Source organism: Mycolicibacterium stellerae (genome assembly GCF_003719305.1).
Taxonomy (GTDB): Bacteria; Actinomycetota; Actinomycetes; order Mycobacteriales; family Mycobacteriaceae; genus Mycobacterium; species Mycobacterium stellerae.
Map to the genome: position 1 here is coordinate 23,373 of NZ_RARC01000012.1, position 16,178 is coordinate 39,550.

Annotated in this window: 20 protein-coding genes; 5 read left to right on the plus strand and 15 right to left on the minus strand. The window is 67.0% G+C overall.

The annotated features are described in order from the left end of the window. Positions 1-40 precede the first annotated feature (40 nt). From hisI to D6M19_RS16595, 9 genes are all read right to left on the minus strand, one after another. Entirely contained in the window at positions 41-391 is a 351-nt protein-coding gene (hisI, locus tag D6M19_RS16555; RefSeq protein ID WP_123026328.1) for a phosphoribosyl-AMP cyclohydrolase, read from the minus strand. Further along, on the minus strand, positions 388-1,170 hold the full coding sequence (hisF, locus tag D6M19_RS16560; protein ID WP_123026329.1) for an imidazole glycerol phosphate synthase subunit HisF: 783 nt from the start codon (positions 1,168-1,170) through the stop codon (positions 388-390). Before hisF ends, hisI begins: the two co-directional genes overlap by 4 nt. Continuing rightward, on the minus strand, positions 1,170-1,985 hold the full coding sequence (locus tag D6M19_RS16565; RefSeq protein WP_123026330.1) for an inositol monophosphatase family protein: 816 nt from the start codon (positions 1,983-1,985) through the stop codon (positions 1,170-1,172). The genes hisF and D6M19_RS16565 overlap by 1 nt, the downstream gene beginning before the upstream one ends. A 6-nt stretch (positions 1,986-1,991) precedes the next feature. Further along, on the minus strand, positions 1,992-2,738 hold the full coding sequence (gene priA / locus D6M19_RS16570; protein ID WP_123026331.1) for a bifunctional 1-(5-phosphoribosyl)-5-((5-phosphoribosylamino)methylideneamino)imidazole-4-carboxamide isomerase/phosphoribosylanthranilate isomerase PriA: 747 nt from the start codon (positions 2,736-2,738) through the stop codon (positions 1,992-1,994). A 19-nt stretch (positions 2,739-2,757) separates the two neighbouring features. Next, positions 2,758-3,378 (minus strand): imidazole glycerol phosphate synthase subunit HisH, encoded by a 621-nt coding sequence (gene hisH, locus D6M19_RS16575; protein ID WP_123026332.1) that lies wholly within the window; start codon positions 3,376-3,378, stop codon positions 2,758-2,760. Continuing rightward, on the minus strand, positions 3,375-3,989 hold the full coding sequence (hisB, locus tag D6M19_RS16580; RefSeq protein ID WP_123026333.1) for an imidazoleglycerol-phosphate dehydratase HisB: 615 nt from the start codon (positions 3,987-3,989) through the stop codon (positions 3,375-3,377). The genes hisH and hisB overlap by 4 nt, the downstream gene beginning before the upstream one ends. After that, positions 3,986-5,122 (minus strand): histidinol-phosphate transaminase, encoded by a 1,137-nt coding sequence (locus D6M19_RS16585; RefSeq protein WP_123026334.1) that lies wholly within the window; start codon positions 5,120-5,122, stop codon positions 3,986-3,988. The genes hisB and D6M19_RS16585 overlap by 4 nt, the downstream gene beginning before the upstream one ends. Continuing rightward, positions 5,122-6,435 carry a histidinol dehydrogenase gene (hisD, locus tag D6M19_RS16590; RefSeq protein WP_407665357.1) on the minus strand — a complete coding sequence of 438 codons (1,314 nt, stop codon included), beginning with the start codon at positions 6,433-6,435 and terminating at the stop codon, positions 5,122-5,124. Before hisD ends, D6M19_RS16585 begins: the two co-directional genes overlap by 1 nt. Before the next feature lie 87 nt (positions 6,436-6,522). Continuing rightward, a complete protein-coding gene (locus D6M19_RS16595) occupies positions 6,523-6,975 on the minus strand; it encodes a hypothetical protein (RefSeq protein ID WP_327389803.1) in 453 nt (150 codons plus the stop codon). Positions 6,976-7,135: 160 nt separating this feature from the next. On the opposite strand from D6M19_RS16595, the gene D6M19_RS16600 reads away from it, so the two are divergent. Next, positions 7,136-7,546, plus strand: coding sequence for a nitroreductase family deazaflavin-dependent oxidoreductase (locus D6M19_RS16600; RefSeq protein ID WP_123026336.1), 411 nt, complete (start codon positions 7,136-7,138; stop codon positions 7,544-7,546). Between the two features lie 12 nt (positions 7,547-7,558). Next, on the plus strand, positions 7,559-8,197 hold the full coding sequence (locus D6M19_RS16605; RefSeq protein WP_123026337.1) for a LysE family transporter: 639 nt from the start codon (positions 7,559-7,561) through the stop codon (positions 8,195-8,197). Here the strand turns inward: D6M19_RS16605 and D6M19_RS16610 are convergent. Continuing rightward, positions 8,187-9,212, minus strand: coding sequence for a zinc-dependent alcohol dehydrogenase (locus D6M19_RS16610; protein WP_123026338.1), 1,026 nt, complete (start codon positions 9,210-9,212; stop codon positions 8,187-8,189). The two genes, D6M19_RS16605 and D6M19_RS16610, sit on opposite strands and share 11 nt — an antisense overlap. A 65-nt stretch (positions 9,213-9,277) precedes the next feature. On the opposite strand from D6M19_RS16610, the gene D6M19_RS16615 reads away from it, so the two are divergent. Further along, positions 9,278-9,844: a TetR/AcrR family transcriptional regulator gene (locus D6M19_RS16615; RefSeq protein WP_123026339.1), complete on the plus strand. Its 567-nt coding sequence runs from the start codon at positions 9,278-9,280 to the stop codon at positions 9,842-9,844. Here the strand turns inward: D6M19_RS16615 and nadC are convergent. The 3 genes from nadC to nadA are packed head-to-tail and all read right to left on the minus strand — an operon-like array spanning position 9,841 to position 13,249. Beyond that, on the minus strand, positions 9,841-10,698 hold the full coding sequence (gene nadC / locus D6M19_RS16620) for a carboxylating nicotinate-nucleotide diphosphorylase (RefSeq protein ID WP_123026340.1): 858 nt from the start codon (positions 10,696-10,698) through the stop codon (positions 9,841-9,843). The genes D6M19_RS16615 and nadC overlap by 4 nt on opposite strands. Next, positions 10,698-12,209, minus strand: a complete 1,512-nt coding sequence (locus tag D6M19_RS16625) for an L-aspartate oxidase (RefSeq protein ID WP_123026341.1) — start codon at positions 12,207-12,209, stop codon at positions 10,698-10,700. The genes nadC and D6M19_RS16625 overlap by 1 nt, the downstream gene beginning before the upstream one ends. Further along, on the minus strand, positions 12,209-13,249 hold the full coding sequence (gene nadA / locus D6M19_RS16630; RefSeq protein WP_123026342.1) for a quinolinate synthase NadA: 1,041 nt from the start codon (positions 13,247-13,249) through the stop codon (positions 12,209-12,211). Before nadA ends, D6M19_RS16625 begins: the two co-directional genes overlap by 1 nt. A gap of 25 nt (positions 13,250-13,274) precedes the next feature. On the opposite strand from nadA, the gene D6M19_RS16635 reads away from it, so the two are divergent. After that, positions 13,275-13,967, plus strand: coding sequence for an NUDIX hydrolase (locus tag D6M19_RS16635; RefSeq protein WP_123026343.1), 693 nt, complete (start codon positions 13,275-13,277; stop codon positions 13,965-13,967). A gap of 78 nt (positions 13,968-14,045) precedes the next feature. Then, positions 14,046-15,383: a lipase family protein gene (locus D6M19_RS16640; protein WP_123026344.1), complete on the plus strand. Its 1,338-nt coding sequence runs from the start codon at positions 14,046-14,048 to the stop codon at positions 15,381-15,383. On the opposite strand, the gene D6M19_RS16645 is transcribed toward D6M19_RS16640, so the two are convergent. Both D6M19_RS16645 and bsaP read right to left on the minus strand, forming a co-directional pair. Beyond that, entirely contained in the window at positions 15,349-15,981 is a 633-nt protein-coding gene (locus D6M19_RS16645) for a DUF2567 domain-containing protein (protein WP_123026345.1), read from the minus strand. The genes D6M19_RS16640 and D6M19_RS16645 overlap by 35 nt on opposite strands. After that, entirely contained in the window at positions 15,978-16,178 is a 201-nt protein-coding gene (gene bsaP / locus D6M19_RS16650) for a biotin synthase auxiliary protein BsaP (RefSeq protein WP_123026346.1), read from the minus strand. Before bsaP ends, D6M19_RS16645 begins: the two co-directional genes overlap by 4 nt.

Below are 16,178 nucleotides of genomic sequence, written 5' to 3' on the forward strand. Positions count from 1 at the left end.
CCACCCCCACGGCGGCGACCGCGGCGGCCTTCCTCATCGTCTAGCTCTCCGGGCCGAGTAACAGATCGGCGTCGAAGCAGGTGTGGTCCCCGGTGTGGCATGCGCCGCCGACCTGGTCGACTTCGAGCAGCACCGTGTCGCCGTCGCAGTCCAGCCGCACCGAGTGCACGCGCTGCGTATGGCCCGATGTCTGCCCCTTGATCCACTGCTCGCCGCGCGACCGCGAGAAATAGGTGGCCTCACGGGTTGCCAGCGTGCGGGCGAGCGCGGCGTCGTCCATCCACGCCACCATCAGCACCTGTCCGGTGCCCCGCTCCTGTACGACCGCGGTGAACAGGCCGCTGGCGTCGCGCTTTAGCCGCGACGAAATGCTTGCTTCCAATGCCGTCATCGCACGACGATCCCTTCTGCCGCCATCGCCGCCTTCACCTCGGAGATCGTCAGCTCCCCGAAGTGGAAAACACTGGCGGCCAACACGGCGTCCGCCCCTGCGAAAACCGCGGGCGCGAAATCTTCCTTCGCCCCAGCACCACCGCTCGCGATCACCGGGATGGAGACCGCACCGCGGACCGCCCGCAGCATCCTGAGGTCGAAGCCGGCCTTGGTGCCGTCGAAGTCCATCGAGTTGAGCAGGATCTCGCCGACTCCCAACTCGGCGCCGCGGGTTGCCCATTCGACGGCGTCCATGCCGGTGCCCCGCCGCCCGCCGTGGGTGGTGACCTCCCATCCCGACGCTGTGGGCTGCGAACCCTCCGGGACGGTTCGGGCGTCGACCGACAACACGATGCATTGCGACCCGAACTGGCGGGACAGTTCGGCCAGTAGTTCCGGGCGCGCAATGGCCGCGGTGTTGACGGCGACCTTGTCAGCGCCGGCCCGCAACAGCACGTCGACGTCGGCCACCGATCGCACACCGCCACCAACGGTCAGCGGGATGAACACCTGCTCGGCGGTCCGTTTGACGACCTCGAGCATGGTGGCACGACCCGACGAACTCGCTGTCACGTCGAGGAAGGTCAGCTCATCGGCACCTTCCCGGTCGTAGGCTGCGGCGAGTTCGACGGGATCACCTGCGTCGCGCAGGTTTTCGAAGTTGACGCCCTTGACCACCCGGCCGTCGTCGACATCGAGGCACGGAATGATACGGACCGCGAGGTCTCTAGGGTCCATCAGTAGTCCTCCGGCGCACCGACCGACAGCACGATATCGAGCATCTCGGCGTGCACACCGGGCGACCCGGCTAGCGCACCACGGGATCCGACGGTCCAGTCCTTACCTGACAGATCGGTGACAATCCCTCCCGCGGCCCGCACCAACGCGACGCCGGCCGCGTGGTCCCAGACGTGGCCGCCGAAGTTCATTGCGGCACCGAGCATTCCGGCCGCGGTGTAAGCCATGTCGAGGCCGATGGCACCATGCATCCGCATCCGTGAACACTCTCGGCTCAGCCGTTCGAGAATCGCGATCCGATAGCGGCCGGAGAAATACCCCCTGGAGTCGATATCGAAGGTGCTGGTGCCCACGACACTGCCCGCCAGCGCAGTCTGCTGAAGTTGTGGCTGGGCAACACCATTGACGAACAGCGGTTTTCCGACGACAGCGGTGAAACGCTGACCGGTGAAGGGTAGCCACGTCAGACCGGCCACCGGCTCACCGTCACGCACGAGCGCCAGCAGAATGGCGGCCGTGGGCAGACCCGCCGCGTAGTTGATCGTTCCGTCGATCGGGTCGAGCACCCACACCAAAGGGGAGTCGATATCGGCGCCGCCGAACTCCTCGCCGTGCACCTCGATACCGGTGCGCGAAACGAGCGCGTCCACCACCTGACGTTCGATCGCAAGATCGACCTCGGTGGCGAAATCGTTGCCCTTCTTCTGTACGGCCGAGTCGGCGCCGTGGCCGGACACGAATGGGCTGGCCGCCTCGTCGAGGATCGCGGCGGCCACGGAGACCAGTGCGTCGAGATCGGTCTCGTCCAGCGCCATCAGGGGCTACTCTCCTACCGCTGCCAGCGCCTGCGGCAGGGTGAATCGTCCCGCGTACAAGGCTTTTCCGATGATCGCGCCCTCGATCCCACTGTCGGTGAGTGTGGCGATGGCGCGCAGGTCATCGAGGCTGGACACACCACCCGATGCGATCACCGGCGCGTCGGTGCGTTCGGCAACGCTGGACAGCAGCGCGAGGTTGGGTCCGCCCAACGTGCCGTCCTTGGTGACATCTGTCACGACGAACCGCGAACAGCCCTGCCTGTCAAGGCGTTCCAACACGGGCCACAGATCTCCCCCATCGGTCTCCCAGCCGCGGCCACGCAGCCGGAACCCGCCGCCGGGCAAGGACGGGTCGATCTTCACGTCGAGCCCGACCGCGACCTTGTCGCCATGCTCGCCGATCGCGCGGGCGCACCACTCGGGGTTCTCCAGCGCCGCGGTGCCGAGGTTGACCCTGGCGCAGCCGGTGGCGAGTGCGGCGGCGAGCGACTCCTCGTCGCGGATGCCCCCGGACAACTCCACGGCGACGTCAAGCTTGCCGACGACCTCGGCCAGCAGCTCGCGGTTCGACCCGCGACCGAACGCCGCGTCGAGGTCCACGAGATGGATCCACTCGGCGCCGTCGCGCTGCCAAGTCATGGCGGCGTCCAACGCAGATCCGTACTCGGTTTCGCTGCCTGCCTGGCCCTGCACGAGCCGCACCGCTTTACCGTCGACCACGTCGACGGCGGGCAAGAGAATCAGTTGCACGGCGGTCAACCTAGCGTCCTCACAGGTCTGACACCCAATTGGCGAGCAACGTCGCGCCCGCATCACCGCTCTTCTCGGGGTGGAACTGGGTGGCCGCCAGTGCACCGTCCTCGACGGCAGCCAAGAACGGCACGTTGTGGGTTGCCCAGGTCAGCAACGCCGCGGGGTCGCCTTCCCATGCCTGTGCCGCGTATGAATGCACGAAATAGAACCGCGTGGCTGGGTCGAGGCCCCTGAACAAGGCGCTGCCTGCGGCGGCGTCGACGACGTTCCAACCCATGTGCGGGATCACCGGCGCATCCAGCCGGACTACAGAGCCGGGCCACTGCCCGCAGCCCTGCGATTCGACGCCGAACTCCACGCCGCGCGCGAACAGGATCTGCATGCCGACACACACCCCGAGCACCGGCATGCCTGCCGCAACCCGCTCGGCGATGATCTTGTCTCCACCGATTGCGCGCAGGCCGTTCATACAGGCCTCGTATGCACCGACACCGGGCACCACCAACCCGTCGGCGCGAGCGGCCGCATCGGCGTCGGCGGTCACTTCGACCTCGGCACCGACCCGCTCAAGCGCGCGCTGCGCCGACCGTAGGTTGCCCGAGCCGTAGTCGAGCACTACGACGGATTTTGTTGTCACAGGCTGCCTTTGGTGGACGGCACACCCGTCACCCTCGGATCGAACTCGACCGCTTGGCGCAACGCCCGGGCGACAGCCTTGTACTGGGCCTCGGTGATGTGATGCGGATCGCGCCCGTAGAGCGTTCGCACGTGCAGCGCGATGCGCGCGTTGTTTGCAATGGTCTCGAACACGTGGCGGTTGATCACGGTGTGATACGGCACCTCGGAGCCGGCGATCGTGCTGTGCAGCATGTGCTCGGGCTCGCCGCTGTGCACGCAGTACGGCCGACCCGACACATCGACCGCCGCGTGCGCGAGCGTCTCGTCCATCGGGATGAAAGCGTCGCCGAATCGCCGGATGCCCTTCTTGTCGCCGAGCGCCTCGCGCAGCGCCTGGCCCAGCACGATCGCGGTGTCCTCGATCGTGTGGTGTCCTTCGATCTCCACGTCGCCCTTGGCGTCGACGGTGAGGTCAAAGCTGGCGTGGCTGCCCAGCGAGGTGAGCATGTGGTCATAGAAGGGGACGCCGGTGGAGATGTTCACAGCTCCGGTGCCGTCGAGGTCGAGTTCGACGACGATGTCGGATTCCTTCGTCTTGCGTTCGACGCGGGCGCGACGGTTGGTGGTCACTGTGCTCCTATTCGTGCGCTGGCTTCCAGCAGCGCGTCGTTCTCGTCGGCCAGGCCGATGGTGGCGCGCAGATATCCGGGGATTCCGACGTCGCGGATGAGGATGCCGGCGTCGAGGTAGCGCTGCCAGGTGGCCGGTGCGTCGGCGAACTCGCCGAACAGTACGAAGTTCGCATCGCTGGGAATGACGCGAAAGCCCATGTCCGTCAACGCACCTGTCACGCGATTGCGCTCCGCGATGAGAGTCGCGACGCTACCAAGGGTGTCGTCGGCATGCCGCAGTGCTGCACGTGCGGCGGCCTGGGTGACCGACGACAGGTGGTACGGCAACCGCACCAGCAGCATGGCGTCGATCACCGCGGGAGCGGCGATCAGGTATCCGAGCCGACCGCCTGCGAACGCGAACGCCTTGCTCATGGTGCGGGTCACCACCAGCTTCGTCGGGAATTCGGCGACAAGATGGACCGCGCTCGGCTGTGACGAGAACTCGCCGTAGGCCTCATCGAGGATCAGGATGCCGGTGGTCATCGCTTCAAGAAGCCGACGCAGTTCTTCCAGCGAAACACTCTGGCCCGACGGGTTGTTCGGGCTCGCGACGAACACGATGTCGGGGTTGTGCTCCTTTATGGCGTGCACCGCCACTTCGGCGTCGAGGCTGAAGTCGTCGGCGCGGCTGGCCACCAGCCACTCGGTCTGTGTGCCGTCGGAGATGATCGGGTGCATCGAATACGACGGCACGAATCCGATCGCGCTGCGTCCCGGTCCACCGAACGCCTGCAGCAGCTGCTGCAGGATCTCATTGGAACCGTTGGCGGCCCAAAGGTTCTCGACGCCGACGTCAACGCCGGTCTGCACCGACAGGTAGGTCGCCAGGTCGGTGCGCAGCGCAACCGCATCTCGGTCGGGATAACGGTGCAGATCGCCTGCCGCTGCGCGGACCGAGCTCGTGACGTCGTCGATCAGGGCCTGCGTCGGCGGATGCGGGTTCTCGTTGGTGTTGAGCCGCACGGGCACCGCGAGTTGCGGCGCGCCGTATGGCGATTTGCCGCGTAGGTCCTCGCGCAGCGGCAGATCGGCCAGTGATACCGATTGACCGGGCGGCCCTGCTGTCTGTTCTTCGCGCAAGCGGCTCATCACTCCTCGAACCTCCGCCGCACCGCCTCGCCGTGAGACGGCAGGTTCTCGGCCTCGGCGAGGGTGATCACGTAGCCGGACACGTCTTTCAGCGCCGCCTCGTCGTAGTCGATGACGTGAATGCCGCGAAGGAACGTCTGCACCGACAGGCCGCTGGAGTGCCGCGCACAACCCGCCGTCGGCAACACATGGTTGGAGCCCGCGCAGTAGTCGCCGAGACTGACCGGTGAGTAGGCTCCGACGAAAATTGCTCCGGCCGAACGGATTCGGCCGGACACATCGCGTGCATCAGCGGTCTGGATCTCGAGGTGCTCGGCTGCGTAGGCGTTCACGGTCTTGATGCCTGCATCGATGTCGTCGACGAGCACGATCGCCGACTGCCGCCCCGACAGCGCGGCGGAGACGCGTTCTCGGTGCACGGTGGTGTCCAGCTGGATGGCGAGTTCACGGTCGGTGGCGTCGGCCAGCGAGGTGCTCGGCGTGACCAGCACGCTGGCGGCCATCTCGTCGTGTTCGGCCTGGCTGATGAGGTCGGCCGCGACGTGGACCGGATCGGCGGTGTGGTCGGCCAAAATCGCGATCTCCGTTGGGCCGGCCTCGGCGTCGATGCCGATCTGTGAGCGGCAGATCCGCTTGGCGGCGGTGACGTAGATGTTGCCCGGCCCGGTGACCATGTCGACAGGAGCCAATTCCGCTCCGTCGGTGTCGGTTCCGCCGTAGGCCATGAGTGCGACGGCTTGAGCGCCACCGACGGCCCACACCTCGTCGACGCCGAGCAGGTGTGCGGCCGCCAGAATGGTGGGATGCGGCAGGCCGTCGAACTGCGCCTGCGGCGGGCTGGCAATCACCAGCGAGTCCACGCCCGCGAGCTGGGCGGGTACGACGTTCATCACGACGCTGGACGGGTAGACGGCGTTGCCGCCGGGCACATACAGGCCCACGCGCTCGACCGGCACCCAGCGCTCCGTCACCGTTGCGCCGGGCGCCAGCGTGGTCGTGGTGTCGGTGCGCCGCTGGTCTGCGTGCACAGCGTGGGTCCGCTCGATCGCCACCTCGAGGGCCCTGCGGACATCGGACGGGAGCCGATCGAGCGCGCTCTGCAGTTCAGCCGCGGACACCCGCACCTGTGCGGGGCGCACGCCGTCGAACGACTGGCCGAACTCCAGGGCTGCCTCAGCACCGCGCGCCGCCACGGCATCGACAATCGGCCGCACCTTGGGCACCACCGCATCGACATCCACGCCACCGCGCGGCAGCGCAGATCTCAACCGGGCCGCCGACAGATCGGCGCCGCGCAAATCGATGCGGGCCATGTTCATGCGCCCATTGTCCCAGAACAGGCCAAATCGTTATCGCCGCAGGCAGCCCGCGCCGTTTCCCCGGTCAGGTGAGGCGGACGCTCACTTGCAGAGTTCGGTGATCTTGGCGTTGGCCGCGTCTGCTTCCTTCAGCCGTGCGGCCTGCGCGGGGTCGGAGTTCGGGATGCCCGAAGTCGACCGGGCTCCGATGTCCATCAGGTTGTTGGCGAACTTGCGGACGGCGTCGGCCAGCTCAGGGGGCGTCCCTGGCTGAAGCCGCGCGAGCAGATACTGCCCGCCGTCGTAGAGGGCAAGGCGGGCATTGGCGGCCACGGCCATGGCACCGGCGATGTCCTCCGAGCCGCCGGGAGGCTGCAGGTTCGTGTTGATCTGAACGCCGTTGCGGATGACGTTGAACGACTCGCAGATGCTGCCCTTGGGATCGTCGGTCGTCGTGCCGGTGAAGACCTGCCCTTCCGTGGATGGTTCTGATGGCTGCTTCATCAGTGCCCAGACGGCAAGACCGGTGGCGACGAGCGCGACCACCAGCGCCACGACAGAAACGATAAAACCTCTCGAAGACCCCGTTGGCTCAGACATGCGGCTGATCGTACGGCGCATCACCCTCTGCCAGCGAACTTTGCCTGCACGAGTCGCCAACAATTCGGGCCGCACCCCTTCGAAGACGGTGCCTCAGTTGCGTAATGTCCACGGCATGTCTGCAAAGGATCACCCCAACAATGCGCCGGGCGTGCCGATGATCTATCCGCCCACGTTCGAGCGTCTGCAGATCAAATACATGAACCCCCTGGTCAAGAGGCTCGCGCGGCTGATGCCCGGGGTTGCCAAGGTCAGGCACCGCGGTCGCAAGTCCGGCAAAACCTATGAAACGGTCGTCACACCTTTCCGCAAGGGCAATGTCCTCGCCATCGCATTGGGGCACGGCAAGACGGATTGGGTCAAGAACGTGCTGGCCGCCAACGAGGCCGACGTGCTCTTCGGCAAACGCACAGTCCACATCGTCAACCCACGGATCGTGCCCGCCGGTGGCGACGCCTACGGTCTGCCGTACATGGCCCGAGTCCAGGCCCGGAAAATGGGAGTGCTCGTCGCCGATATCGCGTGACACACTGTCGCGATGACATGGCAAGTCTGGCTGGCGTTCTTCGGTGCTGCTATCGCGATCGCCGTCTCCCCTGGCGCGGGCGCTGTCCAGTCGATGGCGACCGGCCTGACCCATGGTGTGCGGCGCGGATATTGGAGCATCCTCGGGCTTGAAGTCGGCCTCATGCTGCAACTCGCGCTGGTGGCGGCCGGGCTCGGCGCCGTCGTCGCGAACTCGGTCCTCGCCTTCAACATCATCAAGTGGATCGGTGTGGCCTACCTGGTCTATCTCGCCGTGCGGCAATGGCGAACCGCCACAGTCGATCTGCGCGAGCAAATTGGCAAGGCGATGGATGGCGGCAGGCTGTCGCTCGTGGTTCGCGGATTCCTCGTCAACGCGACCAACCCCAAGGGTTTGGTGTTCTTCCTCGCGGTGCTCCCGCAGTTCGTCGTGCCGACTGCACCGCTGTGGCCGCAGTACTTGGCGATCGGCGTGACGATGGTCGCCGTCGACCTCGTGGTGATGGGCCTCTACACGGCCCTGTCCGTCCGACTGCTCAAATGGATGCACACGCCGCGCAAGCAAACGGTCGTCAACCGCGTGTTCTCGGGCTTGTTCGCCACGGCCGCGGTGGTGTTGTCGCTGGTCCGACGCGGTCCGGCTACCGCGTAAACACCGTCTTCTGAGTCATCGTCGGCCACACCGACGGCGCGTCATCCCAGGGCACGACCCGATCAACCGCGGGCGCCAAATCACAGGCCGTCGCAAGCAATTCGAGAATCTCTGGGATCACCGCCCGCGCATTGACCCTGCCGGTCACGAAGCGGACGCCGCGGGTGTACATCGGCAGCAGCGGCATCTCCACCCCGCCCTGGTAATAGATGCCGGTGTCGGTGCAGACACCGTCCGGCCACGTCGCCCGCAGCGTGGAGGTGAGCACCGACGGGTCCGCCGACGTGTGCACCGTGACTGGATACGGATCCCATGACCTGTCCGGCTTCGGCCGCTCGTGCACACGGGCCCCGAGCTTCTCCGCCATCGCGAGCCGCCGCTGGTCGGTATCGACGTAGTCGACCTGTGCGCCGTATGCCAACCCGAACGCCGCGGCGTACAACCCGATCGACCGCCTGCCGACCACGAGCACACGTCGGTCGACCTCGTCGAGCGCGGCCAGTTCGGCGCGGTAGGGACCGATCGCGCGCCAGCCGTCGGGGATGTTGTCCGACAGCGAGGCGATCGCCACCGGGTCGACGCCCTCGGGGACAGGCAGCAGCATCGCATCGGCGAACGGCACCGTCACGAGATCGGCCATGAAGCCGCCGCCGTCCAGACCGGCCAGCGGCGCCATGCCGTACATCGCCATCAACGGCAGCGCCGCGCACGAGCCGGTCACACCACGACGGCACGCGTTGCACTCCCCGCAGTTGATCTGAAACGGCACGACGACGCGGTCGCCCACGCGCACATTCGTGACTTCGTCACCGACGGCGACAACCTCGGCGAGACCCTCATGTCCGACGGCGTGTCCGGGCGGCATGGGCAACACACCCTCCGCGACGGCGACGTCGAGGTCGCAACAGGCCACCATCACGGGCCGCACCAGCGCCTGCTTGGCATCGGATATCTGCGGGTCGGGAGCCGCACGCCAGGCGTACCGCCCGGCCTGCTCGAAAACCAGCTGTTGCATCCCGACGGCCCTTCTTTAGTGGTCGTTCAAATATTCTTGAGCGACCGTTCTAGTATTGTCAAGGGGTGCCCCGCCCCGATCGAAGCCGTACCGCGCTGATGGACACCGCGGCCCTGCTGTTCCGCAGGCAGGGCTACGCGGCCACCGGTGTGAGCCAGATCCTGGAGGCGGCGGACGTCAAGGCCGGCTCGCTCTACCACCACTTTCCGAACGGAAAGCAGGAGCTGGCGGCCGCCGTCGTCGAGTCAGCGGGCGGCGAGATCGAACGGCTGCTGCGGCGCTTCCTCGACGGCGACTCGGCGGTGGCCGACATCGTTGCCGGCTGGATCGACCTGTTGATCGCCCAACTGGCGTCCGACCAGCGCGACGGATGCCCGATCGAACCGATTGCCACCGAGTCGGTCAACGCCAGCCCTGCGGTGCGCGACGCATCCGCCAGGGCCTTCGCCGGTTGGAGTGCCGCAGTCGCCGAGCGTCTTCGCGGCGACGGCTGGCCGGATCCCGAAGCCGGGCAGACCGCGCTCGCGGTCATCGCCCTGATCGAAGGTGCGCTCATCCTGTCCCGCATCGCAGGCGACGACACCGCATTGAATGCCGCGCAGGCGGCGGCCAGGACACTACTGGCGCGCTAAAGATCCAGACCGATGTCCAGCACCCGCACCGAGTGGGTAAGGGCGCCGACGGCCAGGTAATCGACGCCCGTACCGGCGTATTCGGCCGCGGTGTCCAGCGACAGCCCGCCCGACGACTCAAGCTTTGTCTGTGGGGCGCGGGCATCGCGGCGTTGCGCCGCGATCTGCGTCTGCCAGACCGGAAAGTTGTCCAACAGAACGAGTTCCACGTTCTCGGCCAGCACATCGTCGAGCTGTTCGAGCGAGTCGACCTCGACCTCGCAGGGCAGAACAGGCGCTACCTCGCGGACGGCATGCAACGCCGCCACCACCGAACCTGCCGCAGCGACATGGTTGTCCTTGATCAGCGCGGCGTCGCCCAGTCCCATCCGGTGGTTGACGCCTCCGCCAACCCGCACCGCATACTTCTGCAGCGCACGCAGGCCCGGCAACGTCTTACGGGTATCGCGGATCTTTGCGTTCGTGCCCTCGACCGCCTCGACCCATGCCGCGGTGGTGGTCGCGATGCCCGACAGATGGCAGACCAGATTGAGCATCGTCCGCTCGGCGGTCAGCAGGCCCCGCGTCGGTGCCTCGACGACGAGGACCACCCCGCGCGCGTCCAGCCGAGCACCGTCGTCGACGCGCTCCTTCAACCCGTAGTTGTGCGCGCCGAGCACCTCATCGAGGACCAGCAGCGCTACGTCGACCCCGGCGATGACGCCCGGCTCACGGGTCACCAACGCGGCCGTCGTTCTCGCCTCGGCCGGCACGGTCGCCAGCGTGGTCACATCGGGGCCGTAGCGCAGGTCTTCCTCCAGCGCACGTGCGATCACCCCGCGAGCCTCCGTCAGCTCGTCTGCGCTGAGTTCCATCAGCAGCAGGCCGCCGCGAACACCTGGCTGTGCGCCAAGGCGGGGTCGGTGTCGGGGAAGTCGGATCGGTGATGGCAGCCGCGCGACTCGTTTCTGGCCAACGCCGCGGCGGTCACCGCGCAGGCGGTGGTGGTGAGCGCGACATCCTCGAAACTGGCCCGGCCGTCGAGGTCGCGCGGGTCGGCAGCCTCGAGTTCACGGGCGAGCTGCTGCAGGCCATCGGCGTCCCTGACAACCGAGGCGTACGTGGACATCGCCCGCTGTAACTTATTGCGCGGAAGGGCAACCCGCGTCTCGACATCACCGAGCTCGGCATGTGCCGGTGCCGCGTCGTTGGCGTGCTGCGCCGCCGCCCGCCCGGCGCGACCGCCGACCACCAGTCCCTCCAACAGACTGTTGGAGGCCAACCTGTTCGCCCCGTGCATGCCCGTGCGGGCCACCTCGCCAGCGGCGAACAGGCCGGCGAGATCGGTGCGGCCGTACACGTCGGTAACCACACCGCCGCAGCTGTAGTGCGCGCCCGGCACCACCGGAATCGGTTGGCTGGTCGGGTCGATGCCAGCCGCTCGGCACGCCGCCGTGACCGTCGGGAAACGGCGATCGAAGTCGGTGATGGCTCGCGCGTCGAGGTACGCGCAGGGATCGCCTGTTTCCCGCAAGCGGGCGTCGATCGCAGCCGCGACGACATCGCGCGGGGCCAGATCCCCCATCGGGTGAATGCCCCTGGTGATCGAATTTCCCTGCCGGTCAAGCAGAATCCCACCCTCACCACGGACGGCCTCGGTGATCAACGGACGGCGTCCGCTGGCGTGGCCGTCGAACAGCATGGTCGGGTGGAACTGGATGAACTCGACATCACTGATCGGCACACCCGCCCATAGCGCCAGCGCGATGCCGTCACCGGTCGAACCCTCGGGATTCGTGGTGGCCGAATACAGATGGCCAAGACCGCCCGTCGCGAGCACCACCGACGGCGCGTGCACGATGCCGGGCCCGTCCTCATTGAGCACCTGCACGCCGGTCACCGCGCCGCCGCTCTGCAGAATCTGCAGCGCGACGTGGTTGCGGCGGATGTCCAGTGTCGCGCCGGCGTGGTCAAGCGCGCGCTGCACCTCGGCTCCGGTGGCGTCACCGCCCGAATGGATGATGCGGCGCCGCGAATGACCGCCCTCACGCGTCAGCGACCACCGACCGGGCTCGGCTTCGTCGAAACGCGCTCCGTCGTCGACGAGTTCGCGCACGGCGCGATAGCCGTCGGCCACGATCGACCGCACGGCATCGGCGTCGCACAGTCCCGCACCGGCGGCAATCGTGTCGGCCACGTGGGCGTCGATGGAGTCGTCGGTGTCCGGCAGCACCACAGCGATGCCGCCTTGGGCATAGAACGTCGCGGTGTCGGCGGCCTTGCTCAGAACGACGACCTTACGGCCGCGACGGTGTGCAGCCAACGCTGCGACGAGGCCGGCCACTCCGGTTCCGACGACGACCACGTCGGCTCGCTGATGCCACATCATTCACCGCCGCCGGGCGTGCCGATCTCGATCATCTTCTGAACGCTGGCACGAGCACGCGCGGCAGTGTCGGGATCGACGTCGACCTCGTCGGCACCCTCGATCAGGCAGCGCAGCAGTGCGGCGGGCGTGATCATCTTCATGTACTTGCACGATGCGCGGTCGTTGACGGCGCGGAAGTCGACTTCGGGTGCGGCCCGCCGCAATTGGTGCAACATGCCGACCTCGGTGGCGACCAGCACCTGACGGGCGCGGGTCTCACGGGCGGCGTCGAGCATGCCGCCGGTTGAGAGAATCTTCACCCGATCCTCGGGAAATGCGCCTTCACCCGCGAGGTACAAAGCTGAAGTCGCACAACCACATTCGGGATGCACATACAGCTCGGCATCGGGATGCGCGAGAGCCTTGTCGGCAAGCTCGTCGCCGTTGATGCCTGCGTGCACGTGGCATTCACCCGCCCAGATATGAAGGTTCTTGCGGCCGGTGATCCGCCGCACGTGCGCGCCAAGGAACTGATCCGGGCAGAACAACACGTCACGATCCTCGGGAATGGAGGCCACCACTTCGACTGCGTTCGATGACGTGCAGCAGATGTCGGTCTCCGCCTTTACCGCGGCGGTGGTGTTCACGTAGGACACCACGACCGCGCCGGGATATTCGGCCTTCCAGGCCCTCAGGTCGTCGGCCGTGATCGAGTCGGCCAGCGAGCAGCCTGCGCGCTGGTCGGGAATCAGCACCGTCTTCTCCGGAGACAGGATCTTGGCCGTCTCCGCCATGAAGTGAACACCGCAGAAGACGATCGTGTCCTCGGGAGCCGCCGCGGCGATCCGGGAAAGCGCCAACGAGTCGCCGACGTGGTCGGCAACGTCCTGAATGGCAGGCAGCTGATAGTTGTGGGCCAGCAGCGTCGCGCCGCGCAGGTCGGCGAGGCGCCGCACCTCGGCGGCCCATTCCTCGTCGCCGTCGACGCCCGAATAGCCGCTTGGACCGTTGACGATCCGATCGTCCAACACAGTCATGGCCGCCTCCTCGCGATCCATAGGTTTTCGACTTACAATCGAAAACATGGCCAATGGTAGCACTGCACACGAGGTGCTCGCCGTCGTCTTTCAAGTTCGGCAGCTGAGCACCAGAGAACCGCAGCTCAGCGTCCTGCTGTGGCAACGCGCGAAGGAACCTCAGCGTGGTGCGTGGTCGCTGCCCGGCGGCACTCTGCGTCACGACGAGGACATGATCAGTTCAGTTCGGCGACAACTCGCCGAAAAGGTCGATCTGCGTGAATTGGCTCACCTCGAGCAACTGGCCGTGTTCTCGGACCCGCGCCGGGTTCCCGGAGCGCGCACCATCGCGTCAACGTTTCTTGGCCTTGTGCCCTCCCCCGCTACCCCGGAGCTGCCGCCGGACACTCGCTGGCATCCGGTGAACGCGCTGCCGCCGATGGCCTTCGACCACGGGACCATGGTCGAGCACGCACGCACCCGCCTCGTCGCGAAGATGTCGTACACCAATATCGGATTTGCCTTGGCACCAAGAGAATTCGCCCTGTCTACCTTGCGTGACATCTACGGCGCCGCGCTCGGTTATCAAGTGGACGCAACGAATCTGCAGCGGGTACTCGGACGTCGCGGCGTCATCACGCCGACCGGCACGACCGCGCGCTCAGGCCGAAGCGGCGGCCGGCCTGCGGCCCTTTACCGCTTCACCGAGTCGGCTTACCGAGTCACCGACGAGTTTGCCGCACTGCGACCGCCTGGGTGACGCGCGGCGAGGCGGTTGTTTTTTGCTCCTCGCGTCCGCAATTGGCTTCTTAAAGCTTTCTTAAGCGATACTGGCCGGATGGACCTGGGCAACGTCGCACCCATCGCCGGTGCCGAGTGGATCGGTTCGGTGCCGCATGAGGCGATCAAGCGCGGCGTCCGGCCACGGCTGCCCGGCGATGACCCGTTCTACGACCCGCCACAGGGCTTTCAGCACGCCGCACCCGGCACCGTGCTGCGCAGCCGCGAGGTCGAGGTCGCGTTCCTCGGGCTGATCCCGCAGAAGTTCACCGCCACCCAGCTGCTGTACCGGACGACTGACATGAACGGCTCGCCAGAGGCGACCGTGACCACGGTGATCGCCCCCGCCGAACGCGCGCCCGGCCAGGTCTGCCCCGTGCTGTCGTACCAGTGCGCGATCGACGCCGTCACGGCGCGCTGCTTTCCCTCGTACGCGCTGCGCCGACGTGCGGTGGCACCCGGAGCGCTCGCGCAGTTCGAGTTCCTTCTCATCGCCGCGGCACTCGCCGAGGGCTGGGCGGTGTCGGTACCCGACCATGAGGGCCCCAAAGGGGCATGGGGAACACCGTATGAGCCCGGCTACCGCATCCTCGACGGTTTACGCGCCGCGCTGAGTATGGCGAAACTCGGGCTGTCGCCGACCGCCCCGATCGGCTTGTGGGGCTACTCCGGCGGCGGCCTTGCGACCGCCTGGAGTGCCGAGATGGCCGGCTCGTACGCACCAGAGTTGAACATCGTCGGAGCGGTGCTCGGCTCCCCGGTAGCAGACCTGGGTCACGCCTTCCGCCGTCTCAACGGCAGCTTCTACTCCGGGCTGCCTGCCATGGTGGTGGCCGCGCTGTCGCACGCCTATCCCGACCTCGACCGGGTCATCAAGGAGCACGCCACCGACACCGGCAAAGCAATGCTGCTGCGCGCCGAGCAGATGACCACCGCACACGCGGTGCTCCGGCTGATCGGCATGGACATGGGCAAGCTCGTCGACCGGCCGCTCGATGAGATCCTCGACATGCCCGAGGTGCAGGAGGTATTCGACAGCATCAAGCTCGGCACCGCGGTGCCGACGCCGCCGGTGCTGCTCGTGCAGGCTGTACACGACCGGATCGTCGCCGTCGACGACATCGACAGGTTGGCCGACAGCTACCAGTCGGGCGGCGCAGCGGTCACCTACCACCGCGACATGTTCAGCGAGCACATGCTGCTCCACCCGATGTCTGCACCGATGGCGTTGCGCTGGCTGATCGACCGATTCGCCGAAAAGCCGTTGAGCGAAAACATCATCCGGACCAAGTGGCCGACCCTGCTCAATCCGATGACCTACGTGGGCATGGCCAGGCTTGTGCGAATCGCGGCGAAAGTCGCTACGGGACGGACGGTAGAGCGCCGTCCACTGTGACCGGCGGCGGCCGCAGCACCGGTTCCTCCGGAGGCCAGCCGCCGAGATCGTCGCGTGACGTCGACACCGCGATGAGCGCATACACCAACGCCGCCAGCGCCACCGGGAACAACACCGATGTCGCGATCAACCACCCCGAGTGCGCGAAGAACACCGGCGGCGCCTCAGTCACGTAGACCACCCGGTGCTCCGGCGAGATCGGCGCACCGGCGATGTCGATGACGCCATAGCGCGACCGCACCATCAACGCACCCACGCCCGCTGCCGCGCCGAACGCAGCCGCCGACCCGATGGCCAACGCTGCGCACATCACCGGACCGCGGTGCGGCCGCCACTGCCACGTCCATACGGCGGTCACCACCGCCAGCACCACGACCAGGCCCACCAGGAGAAAAGCTGCGATGAAGAAGTTGTCCGCTTCGTTGCCAAGTGCGGCGTGCACTCGATCACCGCTCTTGGTCAGCGCGATGACTCCGTGGATCGGCGGCGCGATCCAGGCCCACAGCACACCGGTCAACGCGCCCGCGACAGCCAACCCGACGACCACCGTCACGGCAGCGCGGCGACGTGAAATACGCGGTGGTGCAACATCGTTCATCGCTTGTCAAGATCCTTTGAGTCCTGTGTGCCGTGCCGCGAGCACTTCGCCGACCAGCCATCCGGGCGCACCTGGACGACCATCCGCCTGCCGCACTCGGCGCAGAAGCGGGGCGGCTCCAGCCCGAGTTGGGCCGCAGCAGGCACTGCACCCCCTGCGGGCTCGCCAGTGTAGACGTTGAACTTGACGGTCCCCAT

Coding starts and splice junctions, on each gene's coding strand:
- hisI (WP_123026328.1), bottom strand. CDS start 391: ATGACGGCATTGGAAGCAAGCATTTCGTCGCGGCTAAAGCGCGACGCC.
- hisF (WP_123026329.1), bottom strand. CDS start 1,170: ATGGACCCTAGAGACCTCGCGGTCCGTATCATTCCGTGCCTCGATGTC.
- D6M19_RS16565 (WP_123026330.1), bottom strand. CDS start 1,985: ATGGCGCTGGACGAGACCGATCTCGACGCACTGGTCTCCGTGGCCGCC.
- D6M19_RS16585 (WP_123026334.1), bottom strand. CDS start 5,122: ATGAGCCGCTTGCGCGAAGAACAGACAGCAGGGCCGCCCGGTCAATCG.
- hisD (WP_407665357.1), bottom strand. CDS start 6,435: ATGGCCCGCATCGATTTGCGCGGCGCCGATCTGTCGGCGGCCCGGTTG.
- D6M19_RS16600 (WP_123026336.1), top strand. CDS start 7,136: ATGTCTGCAAAGGATCACCCCAACAATGCGCCGGGCGTGCCGATGATC.
- D6M19_RS16605 (WP_123026337.1), top strand. CDS start 7,559: ATGACATGGCAAGTCTGGCTGGCGTTCTTCGGTGCTGCTATCGCGATC.
- D6M19_RS16610 (WP_123026338.1), bottom strand. CDS start 9,212: ATGCAACAGCTGGTTTTCGAGCAGGCCGGGCGGTACGCCTGGCGTGCG.
- nadC (WP_123026340.1), bottom strand. CDS start 10,698: ATGGAACTCAGCGCAGACGAGCTGACGGAGGCTCGCGGGGTGATCGCA.
- D6M19_RS16625 (WP_123026341.1), bottom strand. CDS start 12,209: ATGTGGCATCAGCGAGCCGACGTGGTCGTCGTCGGAACCGGAGTGGCC.
- nadA (WP_123026342.1), bottom strand. CDS start 13,249: ATGGATCGCGAGGAGGCGGCCATGACTGTGTTGGACGATCGGATCGTC.
- D6M19_RS16635 (WP_123026343.1), top strand. CDS start 13,275: ATGGCCAATGGTAGCACTGCACACGAGGTGCTCGCCGTCGTCTTTCAA.
- D6M19_RS16640 (WP_123026344.1), top strand. CDS start 14,046: ATGGACCTGGGCAACGTCGCACCCATCGCCGGTGCCGAGTGGATCGGT.
- D6M19_RS16645 (WP_123026345.1), bottom strand. CDS start 15,981: ATGAACGATGTTGCACCACCGCGTATTTCACGTCGCCGCGCTGCCGTG.
- bsaP (WP_123026346.1), bottom strand. CDS start 16,178: ATGGGGACCGTCAAGTTCAACGTCTACACTGGCGAGCCCGCAGGGGGT.